Source organism: Desulfopila sp. IMCC35006, from assembly GCF_005116645.1.
Taxonomy (GTDB): Bacteria; Desulfobacterota; Desulfobulbia; order Desulfobulbales; family Desulfocapsaceae; genus Desulforhopalus_A.
The window spans coordinates 60,662-77,783 of sequence record NZ_SWCM01000015.1; the positions used below are offsets into that span (position 1 = coordinate 60,662).

A 17,122-nucleotide genomic window follows, 5' to 3' on the forward strand; every position below is an offset into this window, starting at 1 on the left:
CTGGGTAATATTCACCTCTTGCAGATGTCCTTCAACTATCATTTTACTATGAATAGAAACGACAAGAAGATTTTCAGCTTTCAACAGGTACTGCTCAAAATTTTAGCAATTATATATCGATTATCTGATGAGATCGTTGGCCTACACGGTGTTCGGCACCCAGTTACTTCAGCTGATATTTCCGCAGTTATACCTCAGCCGTCATTTGAGGAATCGACTCGTGACGGATTTGGAGTTGGTGCAGTTGACAGTTTTGATGCAGAGATAACTCAGTGGCAGATTGTGCATCAAATACCCGTGGGCAAAAACTCTGCGAATATCTTGCCGACCGACCTCAGCTCAGCAGTAGCTATATATAAAGAGATGCTTTTGTAAATCAGATACTTCACTTGCGGCGTTGTCTAAATGTTTTTATCATCACAACGTCTTTTAATATGTTGAAATGGTAAGAAAAATATCTTGCAGGGGATAAAACTGGTGGGAAATTGGTTAGGATCAGGGAATACTGATAGCTATAATTATCTGTTCAGAATGTGGCGCCGATGGTTTGTGGTTATCTTGTTGCTTGTATTCCCCTTTTTTTTTATTGGAGGAGCAGATTATTACGACCCACGATCAGTGAAAGAATTTTGGAACCTTGGCCATTTGTTCTTTTTTGCCATGTTCGCTCTTGTGCTTGACAGCTACTGGTGGGCACAAAATAGATCGATTTTTTTTAGAATCCTTTTCACGTTTTTCATATTGTTGTTTGTTGGTGTCGGTATCGAGTTAATTCAACTAAACATTACAAGCCGATCTTGCTCCTTGAGTGATGTTGTCAGAGACCTGTCGGGGGGAGCGATAGTGCTGTTTTGGAAAGCGAGTCGCCGACAGCCGCCTTTACAAGCGATCCTGAGTGGATTTTTGCTGATTATTATTGTGAGTTACAATTTTGCTCCATTATTGCTTGCTCTCACTGATGAATATCGAAGCTACAAAGCGTTTCCTTTGCTTGCCGGATTTGAGTGCGAGGCCGAATTCCGTCGGTGGACAAGTGGTCCTGGGGTCGGTTTCCACAGGGTGTCTGCACCACGATTGCAAGGTGGATATTCGGGTCAAATTACCCTGACAACCGATAAGTATTCTGGTGTGTCACTTGATCATTTTCCCAGAGACTGGAGTGGTAAAAGAGGTCTGGCCTTTAGTGTGTTTAATCCAGGGCGGCAGATTGTCTTGCATTATCGTGTACATGATTCTCAGCATAATGTTACGGAGCAACGCTTTACAGATCGTTATAACGGGAAGACTGTTCTGGAACACGGCTGGAATGAAATTATTATTCCTATGGCAGATATTATAAATGGGCTCAAAGGCCGTAAAATGGATATCACAAAAATCAGTGGCTTTGGCATTTTTGTGATGAACCAAAATGAACGGCGTATTTTGTTTTTAGATAATGTCCGCTTATTATAAAGCGCTACTGACTATCGTGTTATTATGAACGGAAACGAAAAGAACTCTCTCAGTTTTCGACAGGCAAAGCAGGCAATTTTAGCGACAATTCATCCTTTGCCGAGTCAAATCGTTGGTCTCAATGAGGGTCAGAAGCGAATCACCTCATCTGATGTTCCGGCAATCATATCTCTGCCGTCATATGATGAATCGACCCGTGACGGATTTGTTATCCGCGTAATTGGCGGTTGCGGGCAAAAAATAGATCAATATCAGGTTGTGCATGAGATTCCCGCCGGCAAACCATGCGGAGGCATGATATTGCCAGGCACCGCCTGCAGGATTATGACTGGAGGGTGTGTGCCGGAGGGGGGAACCCGCGTTGTCCCATTTGAGGACTGTGTTGAACAAGATGGTTTTGTCTGTGTTCCTGGACGGTTGTTGCAGACCAGAACAACATTTATCCGCAAAATCGGCAGCGAAATAACGCAGGGTGAAAGCCTTGTCGCCGCTGGCGAAGCGCTGCAGTCAGGTCATCTCGCCTTACTGGCGTCATGTGGCATACAGGCTGTTTCGGTGAGCTGCAGACCTGTGGTCGGTTATGTCTGTACTGGCAGTGAGCTCATCTCCGGGACCGAGGAGTTGGCAAGTGGTCAGAAGGTTTCGTCCAATTCGTTTCTCCTGAGAGGTCTGATTGCTTCGGCAGGTGGTTGCCCGGAAGATATGGGTATAATACGTGATAATGCCCAGGATCTTTTTGAACTCTTTGCTAAAGTGGCCGCAGATACGCACCTCGATGCGATGATTACAACCGGGGGGATGGGGCCTGGAAAATACGATCTGGTTGAAAGGGCTTTTGTCGAGGCCGGCGGAAAGGTAATTTTTAATGCGATTGCAATGCGGCCGGGGAAATCCTTTCTCTTTGGCATCCTGGGGCGGACTCTTTGTTTTGGTCTGCCTGGTCCACCTCATGCCGTGCGAACCCTCCTTAATGAATTGATCGGACCGGCGTTATATGCTATGCAGGGTGTAACAGATATTTGGCCCAAAAAAGTGCAGGCACATTTGCAGCATGCCATCAGCATGAAACGAAATGATGTGCTGCACCTGAAGGATGGCATGCTAACTGTGGCGGCGGGGAGATGTTTCGTTCGTTTTGCCGAACGGCTGGAAATGGGCAACTGTTTCATTGTCCTGCCGCCGGGACAAACACATCATCCTGAAGGTGACCTGGTTGAAGTGCATTTAGCTCTTGATCAGTGTGCCGGATTGCGGGAAGGGTAACCGAGATGCTTACTTCTGGCATTTCGAGCAAAAGTAGCTGGCGCGCCCACCAATTGTTTGTTTCTCGATCTTATCGGAACATACGATGCACGTTTCTCCCGCCCGGCCATATACTTTAAAATTGATCTGAAAATATCCCCGCTGCTGGCTGGCATTGAGGAAGTCGCTGATGGTTGATCCGCCGCATTCGATGGCGTAACCCAAAACCCTGCGCACTTCAGTCACCAGGCGGTCCCATTCTTTCAGGGTGAGGGTCTGTACCTTTCTTGTTGGCCGTATGCCCGCGGCAAAAAGGCTCTCGTTGGCGTAAATATTGCCGATTCCAGCGACGTTTTGATTGGTCATGATAAACAGTTTGACGGCCAGGCTCTTGCCTTTGGCGAGTGCGTGCAGATATCTGGCGGAAAACTGATCGCTGAACGGTTCCGGGCCGGCTGTCTTGAAGATCGTTTCTTCTCTGTTGGCCACTTCCTCCGGGGTGAGCAATCGGATGGAGCCGAAGCGACGGCTGTCGTTGTAGCGAAGTTCCGTGCCGTTATCGAGGGACCACCACACATGGTCATGTTTGGCGTGCCTGGTTGAAGGTGGAAATATTCCCAGGTTTCCGGTCATTCCCAGATGGATGATGAGCATCGCACCTGAAGAGAGGCTGATCTGCAGGAATTTTGCCCTGCGTTCGATCGTGGTGATTTTCCGGTTGATCACTGCCTGCTGCATGGCTTCCATCTGGACCGGATGACGCAGCTTCTTGCCGCTCCAGTGAATGGCGTTGACCGTGTGGCCAATCAGAAACGGTCGGAGCCCCCGGCAGACAACTTCAACTTCTGGCAGTTCGGGCATTGCCGGCCTCCTCGCGAACCAGACAGATGGCCAGCGCGTAATCTTCAAAAATACCAGCCGCAACGGTTACTTCGCTGGGCAACAGGGTGTGCCTGGTGTTGTTTACCCGCAGGGAAAGGGTAATATAGTCGGGAAACTTTTGGAGTGAGCACATCTCTAAGTCCAAAAAACCGGGCATTTGCCAATGGCTCAAAGCTTTTTTCCCCGCCTCCTTGGCGGCCCATAGAATTGTCTGTCTGGTGAGTACTCCATAGTTGGGCAAAAATGCTTCAAGCAATGTATATTCCGTCGCATGGCAATATTTTTCCTGTACCTGCAGCAGGGTCGACTTTTGCATCTGTAAATCAATGCCACATCGTGATCCGGCTGCTATTGCCACACCGTAGTTGCCACTGTGCGATATTGAAATATCCATCTTGAGCAAATCGGTTTTTTGCTCAAGAAGATGGACTGTTGGACGCCCATTCTCGGCGTTGGCGATTTCAATGTCCGGCAGCAAGAGGGGGTCTGGATGAATTTTGGCCTGGCTTAAAAAACTTTGAACAGCTATTTTGGCACAGATTCTCCCCGTGAGATATTCCGCCCGCCTTTTGTTTAACCTGTAGCCGTTATAAATGATGCTTTCCTTACTGGTGAGCTGTTCTGTCAAGCCTGCTGCCTCCTGGAGTTGCCCTGCGGTAATATGTGCAGGCAGCAGACGAAGGAGAACCGGGTTGAGTGCTGGTTCGCCAAAAATTTCACTTACCCCTTTTTTGAATGGTATGGGGAAAAGATTCTTGAGCTGTGTGTCCATTTCTGAAATTTTGGTGTTCATGAGAAAAGGCTTGCAATTTCAACAGTTCCTGCTAACTTTTTCGGGTAGGGACGAGGTCCTGAGGCAAGTCAAACCCTGAGAAAAAAGGAAAGTGCCTGGGGTAAATTTTTCTAAGGCGCTCATTACATTGTGAGCAGAGGTCTTTTATGCACGCATTTGCAGGTATGACAACATACGACCTGGTCATCTTGGGCCTCTTCGTTCTCCTTGTTGGACGAGGCATGTGGCTGGGGTTGCTCAAGCAGGTAACCGGCTTCGTCGCTCTCTATCTTGGTTATTTTGCAGCCAGCCAGTATCATGACCGGATTTTTCCTGTTTTACGCGACATATCAGAAAACCCCAAAGTAGTCTTTCTTACCAGTTATGTCATCCTCTTTGTCATCACGTACGTGGTGGTAATGCTCATCGGCAAGGCCATGGGCTTTGTGATTCAAATGACTATTACCAGCTGGTTCGATCATCTGCTTGGCGCAGTGGTTGGTTTTGCCAAGGCGATCATCCTGGCGGTTCTGCTGCATATAGGCCTCGGCACAATTCTCGCCCCGGAAAATCAGATGCTCAAAACCTGTGTGACCTGCGATACCTTGAATAATGCGGCCGAGTTCACCCGGACCTTGATCCGGGATGAAGATGCGCGCAAGTCGCTTCTGCAGCAGAAACCGGCAATCGCTATAGATGCTGTGAAGGATCTTCTCACGCCAACTGCAAAAGAACAGCCCGCAGCCGGAAAAGAAATTGAAGTTACCAAACCCGTAGCAAAATAATTATTCTTTTGTGAAGCGCGGTAAAGCCAAAAAACCTGAGTCGTATAGAGAGCGTACATATCGAGCTCTCCCCGGGCCGGGTACCCTTGTTTCTTCTTTTGTGCGAATAAAGGAAACTGATCTGCATATCCTGGCGGATCGCGACGTCACCGATCTGGCCCTGAAGCTGGTTCTGCAGTATCGTTTGCAGATTGAGAAATATATTCGGCAGCATTCCGAATTTGCCACGTCACTCTCGCCGCTGCCCGCCGACTCTCTGGCTGCGCCGATTGTCAAGGCAATGCTGGCCGCCGGTACGAGTGTCGGGGTCGGTCCTATGGCCGCGGTGGCGGGAGCGGTTGCCGAATATGTCGGTCGGGGTTTGCTGCAAAGCGGCTGCAGGGAAGTGATGGTGGAAAACGGCGGAGATATTTATATTAACCGAAGCCAGGATTGCACCGTGGCCATTTTTGCCGGTGAATCGTCTCTTAGTCTTAAAACCGGCGTGAGATTGGCTGGAAGTAATATGCCGATTGGTGTCTGCACCTCATCCGGGACGGTTGGTCATTCTTTGAGTTTTGGTCTGGCCGATTCTGTCACGGTCATTGCCAGGTCGACACCACTCGCCGATGCTGCGGCAACCCGTCTTGGTAATGAGGTTGGCCGTGGAGCAGGCGGCAGTGCGGGGATTAAAAGGGCCCTGGCGAAAAGTCGGGAAATTATCGGAGTGATGGGTGTGGTCGTGATCTGTGGGGAAAAAATAGGTGCCGTGGGGGATGTTGAACTCATCAACCTGAGAGAATAGAGGGTAAACGATGGCCGATATGGAAAAACAGCCTGGTGGAATGGTTGAGCGAAATGCCGACCGCTGGCATCTCGTCTATTATCTACGCGTTTTTGATGGAAAGAACCAACAAATTATCGGCCATGTTGTCGATATCTCCGAAAAAGGATTTATGTTGATATGTGACGAACCGGTTAAGGTGGGTAAGACCTTTTCTCTTCGCATGAGTTTGCCAAACAGGATGAAAGACCATGATGATGTTGAGCTTTCGGCTATCAGCAGGTGGTGTAAAAGCGATACCGATCCTAACTTTTATCTGGCTGGTTTCCAGTTAGACGATCTTGAGCCAGCCATCCGGAGCCTGATTGCCGCGCTGCTCAAGGATTTCAGCCAGAAAAAATAATAACAACAGGAAAATAAAATTGACTACAGAATCTCTCTCCTGCTTTAAGGCGTACGACATCAGGGGAAAAGTGCCGGAAGAACTGAATGTTCAGCTGGCAAGGAAGATCGGACGAAGCTTTGCTTTGGTGTACAACCTGAAAAAAGTGGTTGTCGGTCGCGATATACGGCTCTCCAGCGAAGATCTTGCCCAGGCTTTGATCGGCGGATTGCGGGATATGGGGGCGTATGTCCTCGATCTTGGGCTGTGCGGGACTGAGGAGATCTATCACGCCGCTTTCAGTATGGAGCCGGCAGGGATCGATGGAGGAGTAATTGTCACAGCCAGCCATAACCCCGCCGATTATAATGGGATGAAATTTGTTGTGAAAGGGGCTCGTCCGGTGACCGGGGAATCGGGGCTTAAAGAGATGGCGCGGCTGATCGCGGCCGACAGTCTGCCTCTCCCTGGAACAGCGCCTGGCCAACTCGAGTGCCGCAATAACAAGGACAGCTATGTTCGGCACTTGCTTACATATATCGATACCCCAAAACTCAAACCTTTAAAGATTGTGGTCAACAGCGGGAATGGCTGTGCCGGGGCCATTGTCGACCTGCTGGCCGCGCATCTCCCTTACCAGTTTATACGCGTGCATCATGAACCGGACGGCAGTTTTCCTCATGGAGTGCCAAATCCTCTACTGCCTGAAAAGAGAGCCGAAACGGCGCGAACAGTTCGGGAGCATGGCGCTGATTTTGGCGTTGCCTGGGATGGTGATTTTGACCGGTGTTTTTTTTGGGATGAAAAGGGAAATTTTATCGAAGGCTATTATATCGTAGGCCTGCTGGCCAGGGAAATGCTTAAAAAAGAACCTGGCGGCAAAATTCTCTATGACCCTCGACTGACCTGGAGTACGGAAGAGCAGGTGCGGCAGGCGGGCGGCATCCCGGTGATGACCAGGACCGGGCACGCCTTTATTAAAGAACGGATGCGTCAGGAAAATGCCGTCTACGGCGGTGAAATGTCCGCCCATCATTATTTCCGGGACTTTGGCTATTGCGATTCAGGCATGATCCCATGGCTTCTTGTCGGTGCCCTGCTCTGCCGGGAAGGAAAAAAACTATCCGAACTTGTGGCGGACCGAATGTCTGCTTTCCCGGTGTCCGGTGAAATCAACAACCGGGTGGCTGACCCGGACGCCATAATTGCCCGGATCGAAGAGAGCTATAGCGATGGCGAGAAAGATTACACCGATGGCCTCTCCATCTCCTATCCCGGGTTTCGTTTTAATATTCGTAAATCGAATACCGAGCCTCTGCTTCGTCTCAATGTCGAAAGCAGGGGAGATGTTGTGCTTTTGCAGGAAAAAATCGCAGAATTACTCAGTTTTATTGGCTAGCCACAACAATTGTTATAAAATGTAAGGAACCACATGACCAAAATTCAACCAGTGATTTTAGCAGGCGGGACGGGATCGAGACTTTGGCCCTTATCAAGAGAATTGTATCCCAAGCAGCTTTTGCGGCTTATCGATCATACCTCGCTGCTGCAGACGACTCTGCTTAGAGTGACGAGTATCCCGGAGATTCTGCCTCCGGTAATAGTTGTCGGTGAAGAACATCGTTTTATAACGCAGATCCAGATAGAGGAGCTGGGCCGTTTTAAAGATTTTTCCATATTGCTCGAACCAATAGGCAGAAATACTGCTCCGGCAATCTGCGGAGCAGCCGAATTCTGCCGGCAACTGGGACAGGACGTTATCCTGCTGATTCTGCCGGCGGACCATGTTGTCCTCTATGCAGAAAAGTTCGCAGAAGTTGTCCTGCAGGCTGCTCAACTCGCCGAGGACGGCGCTGTGGTCACTATAGGTATTCAGCCAACCGGACCAGTGACCGGCTATGGTTACATAGAACAGGGCAAGGGCAACAGTGTTGTCTCGTTCAAGGAAAAACCAGACCTTTCGGTTGCCCGTGACTATATCGCGAAGGGCAACTATTTCTGGAACAGCGGTATGTTTGTCTTTACCACAAAGACCTTTATGCAGGAAATGGAAAAATTTGCGCCAGAAATGCTCTCCTGCATGATTGAGGCCGTGGCAAATGGTACCAGAGATGGACGTTTTTTCCGTTTTGAACAGAGTGCGATGGAGAAGTGCCCGAATGATTCAATTGATTATGCTCTGATGGAGAAAACCACCAATGCCGCTGTTGTTGTCGCCGATCTCGGCTGGAGCGATATAGGCTCCTGGGAGGCCTTGTGGGATGTCCTGGAAAAAGATGAGAACGGTAATGTCACAAGTGGAGATGTGCTGCTGGAGGATACCAGAAACTGCCTGGTAAAATCAGAAAATATGCTGGTCGCCTCAGTTGGGATGGAAGACACCCTGATTGTTGAGACTGCCGATGCCATTCTCGTCGCGCCACTCTCGAGGTCTCAGGATGTGAAAAAGGTGGTTACCAGGCTGAAACATGAGCACAGAAAGGAGTTCAGTCTACATACCACCGTCTATCGGCCCTGGGGCAGTTATACCGTGTTGGAAGAGCATCCACGGTTTCAGATTAAACGCATAACCGTAAGCCCTGGCGCAAAACTGTCCCTGCAGATGCACCACCACCGCCATGAACACTGGGTTGTTGTTTCCGGAACAGCCCGCATCGTTAATGGAGAGGATGAAATTTTACTCTATGAAAACCAGTCTACCTATATCCCGGCCGGCACTGTGCATCGATTGGAAAATCCAGGGGTTATTGCCCTGGAGCTGATTGAAGTGCAGAATGGCAGCTATCTCGGAGAAGACGATATCGTCCGCTTTGATGATGTGTACGGGCGACAAGGTCTGAACAAATAATAACTAATGGGATCGCCGTATGGCGGTCCCGTCTTGCTATTCCCCTAATTGCTGTCTTCGCTGTCGAAATGCTTCGACGTATTTAGCAAAGACGCGCCTGCCGTTTTTGGTAATCTTGAGAAATGTGATACCGGAAACATAACGTCCGTCAACCGGCAATGAGTGGGTTGTGCGGCCCTCCAGATCGACCAGGTCGTCTTCAATGCCGACAGTGATACGCAGGCGGGTATCGGCTTTAAACGGCGTTGTCGTTTCCAGTTTCAGCCCGTCGATACTGACATCTATGGTTCGACCCATTGAGTAGACACCTGGATTGCCATCCTCATCCAAGACGAGATAATCAAGGAGATGCAACGAATCGTAACGGATGAATTTTCTCTGTTCTCGGTGTTTCATAAGCCTTCCTGGATGCTTGGGAACCGTTTCGAAATCACATGATTACTTCCATCGTTTTCGTTACGGGGTATTTCCCCCTATAAGGGGAATGAACGCATTGTCATTTCAAGTATTTCTCCAGCCAGGGTACTTGTTGGATACGGCTTACCTGCCTGTGCCGTTCTCCGGAAAGAGTCGGTGGATTGCCTGTCTTTCAGCCTTTACCACTCCACGCTCGGTGATGAGTCCGGTTATTAATCTGGCTGGGGTCACGTCGAAACTGTAATTAGCCGATTTTGTGTCTGCTGCGGCTAAAGTTACGGTGGTAATAGCCCCTTGGGCATCCTTTCCCGAGATGGTGGTGACTTCCTCCCCTGATCTTTGTTCTATCGGAATGTGCATCCCCTTGTCAAGTTTCCAGTCAAAAGTTGACGAAGGGAGGGCGACATAAAAGGGGATATTGTTGTCTCTTGCGGCCAGCGCTTTGAGGTAGGTCCCAATTTTATTGGCGACATCGCCGGTATGCGTTGTGCGGTCGGTACCGACAATTACCATGTCGACCATGCCATTTTGCATCAGGTGGCCTCCGCAGTTGTCGCAGATGAGGGTGTTGGCGATATTTTCCTGCTGCAGTTCCCAGGCGGTGAGCCGTGCCCCCTGATTCCAGGGTCTGGTTTCATCTACCCAGACATGCACGGGGATGCCGACATCGCGCGCCGCATAAATTGGTGCAGTGGCGCTGCCATAATCAACAAAGGCGAGCCAGCCGGCGTTGCAGTGGGTGAGGATATTGACCGGAGCCCCCTGCTTTTTGCGACTTATCTCTTCGATGATTGCCAGGCCGTGTTGACCAATCTGTTGACAAAACAGGGCGTCTTCGTCGGCGATGGCGCAGGCGGTGGCAAAAGCGGTAGATCTTTTTTGTTCGATATCAGTATCTTTGGCGATTGCAGCCAGAACCCGGTCAATGGCCCAAACAAGGTTGCGCGCAGTCGGTCTGCTGCTGCCGAGAGTTTTTGCATATTTTTCCATGTAGGAAGTAAAACCCATGTCGGGCGCCTGGAGTGATGCGAGGAACATGCCAAAACCGGCGGTTGCACCAATCAGTCCTGCCCCGCGCACATGCATGTCTTTTATGGCAGTGACCACCTGCTCCGGGGAGGTGAGCGTTTCGATAACAAACTCATGAGGGAGTTGCCTCTGGTCTATGATGCAGATCTGCCGACTGTTGTCAGGGTCGGGCCAGATTGTCCGGTAGTGTCTGTTGTTTATTTGCATGGGCGAGAAAGTTGAAGAAGTTTGTCGATACGAAAGATTGCTCACTGCCTGGATTATACCACATCCACTGCAATACAAAAAATAAAACTATCCCGCCCGATGTCGATGCAGCACCATCGGGTTTTTCATCATTTTCGTTAAAAAATGAGATTAATGCCACAAAAATGTAATGAATATTGAAGAAAATTACAGTTATGTTGCATATTTCTCGTTTTATCTGAATCCATTTTGTATTAATAGTATATATATCAATAACATATATCCTCCGTGGCGGGGTGGCACAATCATTGAAAGAACCTGAGATCAGATAAAAAAATCAATACGGAGGAAGCATATGAATAAGGCAGATACCGCGTTTATCCTTGCGGCTGCAGGCTTGGTACTTTTGATGACCCCGGGATTGGCCCTGTTTTATGGTGGAATGGTGCGAAGGAAAAATGTTTTGGGCACCATAATGCAGAGCCTGATTTTGATCTCTCTCGTATCCATTGAGTGGGTGTATCTTGGCTATTCCATGTCTTTTGGGCCGGATGTGGGAGGCTTTGTCGGTGATCTTTCCTGGTTCGCCTTGTCTGGGGTGACCAATGCGCCAAGTCCTGATTATGCAACGACTATTCCCCAGACCGTGTTCATGATTTATCAATGTATGTTTGCAATAATAACCCCGGCGCTGATTACCGGGGCTTTTGCCGAGCGGGTTCGGTTTGTGCCTTTTCTTGCTTTTTCACTGCTCTGGGCTGTCCTTGTGTACAATCCGGTCTGCCACTGGGTTTGGGGGAAAGGCGGTTGGCTGGCGAATCTCGGGGTTCTTGACTTTGCCGGGGGGCTTGTTGTTCATGCAACCTGCGGTGCTGCTGCCCTGGCCGGTGTTCTGGTGCTTGGTCCCCGCAAAGGGTATGGCAAAACCAGTTTTATGCCGCACAGTCTGCCAATGACCATTATCGGCACGGGGCTGCTCTGGTTCGGCTGGTTTGGTTTTAATGCCGGTTCCGCTCTTGCCGCCAATGAGGTAGCCGCAACCGCTTTTGTGGCCACCCATCTGGGCGGTATGGCGGGAATGTTGATGTGGGTGGTCATGGAGTGGATTGCCCAGAAAAGGGCAACGACCCTCGGTGCTGCCTCAGGGGCGATTGCGGGTTTGGCAACTATTACCCCCACTGCGGGTTTTGTCGGACCAAACTCGGCCATTATTATTGGTTGCATCGCCGGCGTGGTCTGTTATCTGGCGGTAAATGCCAAATCAAAACTCGGTCTGGATGACTCCCTTGACGTGGTTGGCATTCACGGAGTAGGTGGCATAGTGGGGACTATTTGCCTTGGCTTTTTTGCCTCAACGTCCGCGAATCCCGGTGGTGTTGATGGCCTTTTCTTCGGAAATGCTTCTCAGGTGGGGAAACAGCTGCTGGGTGTTGTGGTTGTTGCCGGGTATGCCTTTGCGATCAGCTGGATCCTTTTTAAGGTTATTGACAGGACTTTGGGTATGCGGCTTGGCGAAGATGCAGAGGTGCAAGGAATGGATTCTACAGAACATTCGGAAACTGCCTATAATAGCTAACTGAAGCTTGCCGATGTGCAGATAACGATATAGTATGTAACCTTTACCGGGTGTAGAACGGGCAGTGCGAGGTCAGGTTCTGTGGAATCAAGTCCATTATTTCTAAGATTCTAAAAAGGGAAAGGGTATGAAAAAAATAGAGGCAATTATAAAGCCATTTAAGCTTGACGATGTGAAAGATGCTTTGAACGGTATCGGTATTACCGGGATGACCATGTCTGAAGTTAAAGGGTATGGCCGGCAGAAAGGACATACAGAAATCTATCGTGGCGCAGAATATGTTGTCGATTTCATTCCTAAGGTTAAAATTGAAATTGTTGTGCCTGCAAGTCAGGTGAGTCAGGTGGTCGATGCCATCAGAATGGCAGCCAATACCGGCAAGATTGGCGACGGTAAAATTTTTGTTGTGCCGGTTGAACGTGTGGTTCGGGTACGAACAGGAGAAGAAGATCGCGATGCGGTGTGATGTATGATTGCAGTATTTCGTGCCGAACGGGAGTCTCTGCAGAAGAGTTGGATAAAAAGCGGAGTCGGCAGTGGCGGCAATGCATTTCTCCTCGACCATAGCCGGATGATAGATGAATATATCGTCAACAGCTATAAGCAGGCGGAAATAGCTGATTGCGAGGGCCGGATAGCTCTGGTTGCGCTTGGTGGATATGGGCGGAGGGAATTATATCCTTTTTCGGATATCGATCTGATGATCCTCTATCACCCGAAGGTGAAAAAGCAGATATCCCGGGTGACCGATGCGGTGCTCTATCCGCTCTGGGATACCGGGCTGGAAATTGGCCATGGCGTTCGGACCGTTGCCGAGTCCATCAAGCATGCTCAGGAAGAATATTTTTTTTTAGTAGCACTTCTGGATGCACGGTTGATCTACGGCTCGGAAGATCTCTTCGCGGAATTGCTGAAGGCATATCGCAAAAAATATGTTGATGGTCATCGTGAAAAATTTGTCGAAAAAATGAAGGGGCATCGGCAGAGCCGTCGAGAACGTTTCGGCAGCCACAGCTATCTCCTTGAGCCCCATATCAAAGAAGGGCGGGGCGGGATGCGGGATATTCAGGCGATGATGTGGACCGCCAGGGTTGTTTTTGGGCTCAATAGCCTGGATGATATCGCAAGCGCGGGGCTGTTGCTGGAGGACGAAAAGAAGGAATTTGCGCAGGCCAGGGATACCTTGATGCGATTGCGATGTCATCTGCATTTTATCAGTAATCGCAAAAACGATCAGCTCTATTTTGAGCAGCAGGAGGAGGTGGCCAAGGCCTTCGGGTACAGTGCAAAGGGTGGCGTGCGCGGAGTTGAACATTTTATGCGCGATGTCTACAGCGCCCTGCAGACCGTCAGCGTTACCAGTGATCTTTTTTTTGACCATGTGGATGAGGTCCTGGGTTTGGCCGGTAGAGGGAGGATGGCTGCAGATAAGATCATAGAAAATGGCATAGAAATCAGGGCTGAACGAGTGCATCTTATCGCCGGAAGATCGCAGATTCTGGCCAAGCCACAGACGATCATCAGGGTATTTTTAGCCATGGCCAGGACCGGCCTGCCAATGCACTACCGAACCCGCAAGGCGATCTCAGGATTTCTGGATTTAATCACCGATAAAGAACGCACCTCGCCACGATTTGCCAAAACCTTTTTCGCACTGTTTCTTGAGGCAAAAGATATCGGAATGGTGCTGGAGACTATGTTGGAAACTGGGGTATTGACCGCCTGCATTCCCGAGTTTACCAAAATTACCAGCCTGGCTCAGCATGATCTCTACCACATATATACCGTTGATCGACACTCCCTGCAGGCGGTGGTGGAACTGCATGCCCTGGCTGCCGAGTGGACCAGTGTGGTGCAGAACATCAGTGATTTGAGAGTGTTGTATCTTGCAGCTCTCCTGCACGATATTGGCAAGGGCTCCGGTCGGGATCATTCCATCGAAGGGGCGACAATGGCTGGAGCAATAGGCGAGAGGTTCTGCCTGACGGAAGTCGAACGCAGCACTCTTGAATTTCTCATCAGATATCATCTGTTTATCCCTGAGAATGCCCTTCGCCGGGATTTGAATGATCCGATATTTATACAAAAATGTGCTGAGACAATCGGTGATAACGATCGACTTTCCATGTTGTATCTTCTCTCGGTTGCCGATTCAAAAGCCACCGGCCCGTCGGCATGGAGTGACTGGAAAGCCAGTCTGATGGAAGAATTGTACTTGAAAGTATATCCGTGTCTGGATCATGGCCCGCTGGAAATTGGCGATGCGACTGTGCGTGAGGAACAGGGTGTGGAATGGTTGCGTGAACAGATTCGGCGGCTGTTGCAGGGAAATGACGACCTGCGGATTGATCCGGAGACTCTGAGTGCCGATTATATCCTCTCTTTTTCGCCCGAGGTTATCGCCGGGCATGTGCTGACCCAACGAGACAATTATCAGCGCATCCGCCAGAAATCTTTGATAATCGCAGGAAAGGATGCGGAAAATTGGTCCTTGCTGATTATGACCAAAGACAGGTCGGGGCTGCTGGCTAAAATTTGTGGGGTGATGACCCTTAATAACCTATCCGTTGTCAAGGCGCAGATTTTTACCTGGGACGACGGTACCGTGGTCGATGTGATTAATGTTCGTTCAACTAATGGTCTGAGTTTTGCGGAAAGAGACTGGGAGGATCTGAATGAACAGCTTGATCTCGCCATTGAGCATAGAATGGGGCTGAGCCACCGCCTTTACAGCAAGCAGTCTTCGACCTATGGCCGCCGGACGCAGCTTGTCGGGGATGTGGACTCCAAGGTCGTGATCGATAACGAGGGGTCGGATAAATACTCGATAATTGAGGTGTATGCTGCGGATCTGCCGGCCCAGCTCTACCATATTACCCAGACGATGGCTGATTTTGGCCTGAATATTCATAAAGCCTATATCGCAACAGAGGTTGAGCTGTTAATTGATGTATTTTACGTCCTTGATTCGCGAGGGCAAAAGCTGGAAGAGGATGATTATTGTAACGAGATTAAGCAGGGGATTCTGCACTGTATCGGAGGTTTGGTACCTTAGGGATTCATGTCTGAAATTTTCACAAATCAGATTCGTGAAGGTATTTATCTCGTTTATCAGGGTTAGGCCGAAAGGAAAAGATTATAGTGCCTCCAGAATGGCATGCTTTGTTGTAAAATGACAAGAATGTAATGAAATATCATTTGTCTGCTGCAAGAAATATCAGAAAATTAATCCGCTCTAGTTGCATGTAGTTAGTAACTGACAGCGGGAATAAAATCACGATTAATAAAGGGATTGTGCAAATGACTAGAGCAGAAATTATGCAAGTCGTAGAAGACGAAAATATCCAGTTCTTTCGGCTTCAGTTTGTCGATATCTTCGGATTTATGAAAAACGTTGCACTTCCAAAGAGCCAGATTGAAAAGGCTTTGGATGGGGATATTATGTTTGATGGATCTTCCATTGATGGTTTTGCTCGCATTAATGAGTCAGATATGTACCTCAAGCCTGATTATGACTCCTTCACCGTTCTCCCATGGAGAAATAAAGATGGTATCTCTGCTGCGCGTATTATCTGTGACGTTCATAAGGCCGATGGAACCCCATTTGAAGGTTGCCCACGTGTAAACCTCAAGCGTGTTCTCGCTGAAGCAAAGGAGCTCGGTTATATCATGAACGTAGGTACCGAGTGTGAATTCTTCCTCTTTGAAAAAGATGAAGAGGGGCGCGCCACTACTATTACCAACGATGTCGCCGGTTACTTTTCTCTCGATCCTGATGATACCGGAAACGACTGTCGTCGTGAGATGATTGAGACCCTCGAGGCAATGGGTTTTGAGATTGAAGCATCTCACCACGAAGTTGCCGAAGGTCAGCATGAGATAAATTTCAAGTATGCCGATGCGCTGACCGCAGCTGACAATACGGTTACTTTCAAGTGGGTTGTCAAGTCAATTGCCTCCAAATATGGTCTTTACGCAACATTTATGCCAAAGCCAATTTTTGGTACCAGCGGTTCTGGAATGCACACCAACCAGTCTCTTTTCAATCTGGATGGAACCAACGCATTCTTTGACGAGTCTGATCCTCTCCAACTCTCCAGAACCGCATACTCCTACATTGCCGGGGCACTCAAAAACGCCAGAGGCTTTGCTGCTGTAACCAATCCGCTTGTGAATTCTTACAAGCGTCTGGTTCCTGGTTATGAGGCTCCTGTTTACTGTGCATGGTCTGTATCTAACCGTTCTGCACTGATTCGTGTCCCCGCAGCGCGCGGCCTGTCCACCAGAACTGAAATCCGTTGTCCGGACCCGGCTTGTAACCCGTATCTTGCTTTCGCCATGATGTTGAATTCAGGGCTTGAGGGTGTGAAGTCCAATCTTACCCCGCCGGCTGAAGTGAAACGTGACATCTTTAAAATGAGTTCTGCAGAAATGGATGAATGTGGCGTTGTTGTTATGCCCGGTAGCCTCAAGGAAGCAATCAATGAGTTGAAAACCAACCCGTTGAGCAAAGAAACTTTGGGAGAGCATATTTGGGAAAAATATATTGAGGCAAAAGAGAAAGAGTGGGATAGTTTCAGAACTGCAGTAACCGATTGGGAGCTGGAAAAATACTTAAGCGTGTACTAATATTGGAAAACAGGGCGAGATTGCATCGTTTGCTCTGAACTTTGCCCAGGATGTGGTAAAAAAGCCCGCACTCCGCTATTGAGGAGTGCGGGCTTTTTGGGTTTTTGATTGGTGTTGCAGAACTTGCCAATTATGCTTATCCAGGCAGAGCTTGCGGAA

Annotated in this window: 16 protein-coding genes; 12 read left to right on the top strand and 4 right to left on the bottom strand. The window is 49.1% G+C overall.

The annotated features are described in order from the left end of the window. The first annotated feature begins 48 nt into the window (after positions 1 to 48). From FCL47_RS20140 to FCL47_RS20150, 3 genes are all read left to right on the top strand, one after another. Positions 49 to 375: a hypothetical protein gene (locus FCL47_RS20140; RefSeq protein WP_136815520.1), complete on the top strand. Its 327-nt coding sequence runs from the start codon at positions 49 to 51 to the stop codon at positions 373 to 375. 102 nt (positions 376 to 477) lie between these two features. Continuing rightward, positions 478 to 1,452, top strand: coding sequence for a VanZ family protein (locus FCL47_RS20145; RefSeq protein ID WP_136815521.1), 975 nt, complete (start codon positions 478 to 480; stop codon positions 1,450 to 1,452). Positions 1,453 to 1,476: 24 nt separating this feature from the next. Further along, positions 1,477 to 2,715, top strand: a complete 1,239-nt coding sequence (locus FCL47_RS20150) for a molybdopterin molybdotransferase MoeA (protein ID WP_136815522.1) — start codon at positions 1,477 to 1,479, stop codon at positions 2,713 to 2,715. Between the two features lie 9 nt (positions 2,716 to 2,724). Here FCL47_RS20150 and mutM read toward each other — a convergent pair whose 3' ends face one another. Both mutM and FCL47_RS20160 read right to left on the bottom strand, forming a co-directional pair. Further along, positions 2,725 to 3,555, bottom strand: coding sequence for a bifunctional DNA-formamidopyrimidine glycosylase/DNA-(apurinic or apyrimidinic site) lyase (mutM, locus tag FCL47_RS20155; protein ID WP_136815523.1), 831 nt, complete (start codon positions 3,553 to 3,555; stop codon positions 2,725 to 2,727). After that, on the bottom strand, positions 3,533 to 4,369 hold the full coding sequence (locus FCL47_RS20160; protein WP_136815524.1) for a 4'-phosphopantetheinyl transferase superfamily protein: 837 nt from the start codon (positions 4,367 to 4,369) through the stop codon (positions 3,533 to 3,535). The genes mutM and FCL47_RS20160 overlap by 23 nt, the downstream gene beginning before the upstream one ends. 146 nt (positions 4,370 to 4,515) lie before the next feature. On the opposite strand from FCL47_RS20160, the gene FCL47_RS20165 reads away from it, so the two are divergent. The 5 genes from FCL47_RS20165 to FCL47_RS20185 are packed head-to-tail and all read left to right on the top strand — an operon-like array spanning position 4,516 to position 9,126. Further along, entirely contained in the window at positions 4,516 to 5,133 is a 618-nt protein-coding gene (locus tag FCL47_RS20165; RefSeq protein ID WP_136815525.1) for a CvpA family protein, read from the top strand. 10 nt (positions 5,134 to 5,143) lie between these two features. Beyond that, the gene (locus FCL47_RS20170) at positions 5,144 to 5,917 is read left to right on the top strand and encodes a UPF0280 family protein (protein ID WP_205747382.1); all 774 of its coding nucleotides are present in this window, start codon (positions 5,144 to 5,146) and stop codon (positions 5,915 to 5,917) included. 19 nt (positions 5,918 to 5,936) lie between these two features. Further along, positions 5,937 to 6,299 carry a PilZ domain-containing protein gene (locus tag FCL47_RS20175; RefSeq protein WP_205747383.1) on the top strand — a complete coding sequence of 121 codons (363 nt, stop codon included), beginning with the start codon at positions 5,937 to 5,939 and terminating at the stop codon, positions 6,297 to 6,299. A gap of 19 nt (positions 6,300 to 6,318) precedes the next feature. Next, entirely contained in the window at positions 6,319 to 7,677 is a 1,359-nt protein-coding gene (locus tag FCL47_RS20180) for a phosphomannomutase (RefSeq protein ID WP_136815527.1), read from the top strand. A gap of 33 nt (positions 7,678 to 7,710) precedes the next feature. Then, positions 7,711 to 9,126 (top strand): mannose-1-phosphate guanylyltransferase/mannose-6-phosphate isomerase, encoded by a 1,416-nt coding sequence (locus tag FCL47_RS20185; protein WP_136815528.1) that lies wholly within the window; start codon positions 7,711 to 7,713, stop codon positions 9,124 to 9,126. Positions 9,127 to 9,162: 36 nt separating this feature from the next. Here the strand turns inward: FCL47_RS20185 and FCL47_RS20190 are convergent, their stop codons facing one another. Further along, complete coding sequence (locus FCL47_RS20190; RefSeq protein WP_136815529.1) at positions 9,163 to 9,522, bottom strand: PilZ domain-containing protein; 360 nt, start codon at positions 9,520 to 9,522, stop codon at positions 9,163 to 9,165. Positions 9,523 to 9,666: 144 nt separating this feature from the next. Further along, positions 9,667 to 10,779, bottom strand: a complete 1,113-nt coding sequence (gene mtnA / locus FCL47_RS20195) for an S-methyl-5-thioribose-1-phosphate isomerase (protein WP_136815530.1) — start codon at positions 10,777 to 10,779, stop codon at positions 9,667 to 9,669. A 334-nt stretch (positions 10,780 to 11,113) separates the two neighbouring features. Between mtnA and FCL47_RS20200 the strand changes: the two genes are divergently transcribed. From FCL47_RS20200 to glnA, 4 genes are all read left to right on the top strand, one after another. Continuing rightward, a complete protein-coding gene (locus tag FCL47_RS20200) occupies positions 11,114 to 12,334 on the top strand; it encodes an ammonium transporter (protein WP_136815531.1) in 1,221 nt (406 codons plus the stop codon). A 127-nt stretch (positions 12,335 to 12,461) separates the two neighbouring features. Then, positions 12,462 to 12,800, top strand: coding sequence for a P-II family nitrogen regulator (locus FCL47_RS20205; RefSeq protein WP_136815532.1), 339 nt, complete (start codon positions 12,462 to 12,464; stop codon positions 12,798 to 12,800). Between the two features lie 3 nt (positions 12,801 to 12,803). Further along, positions 12,804 to 15,389, top strand: coding sequence for a [protein-PII] uridylyltransferase (gene glnD, locus FCL47_RS20210; protein WP_240744320.1), 2,586 nt, complete (start codon positions 12,804 to 12,806; stop codon positions 15,387 to 15,389). 245 nt (positions 15,390 to 15,634) lie between these two features. Further along, the gene (gene glnA, locus FCL47_RS20215; protein ID WP_136815533.1) at positions 15,635 to 16,963 is read left to right on the top strand and encodes a type I glutamate--ammonia ligase; all 1,329 of its coding nucleotides are present in this window, start codon (positions 15,635 to 15,637) and stop codon (positions 16,961 to 16,963) included. Positions 16,964 to 17,122 lie beyond the last annotated feature (159 nt).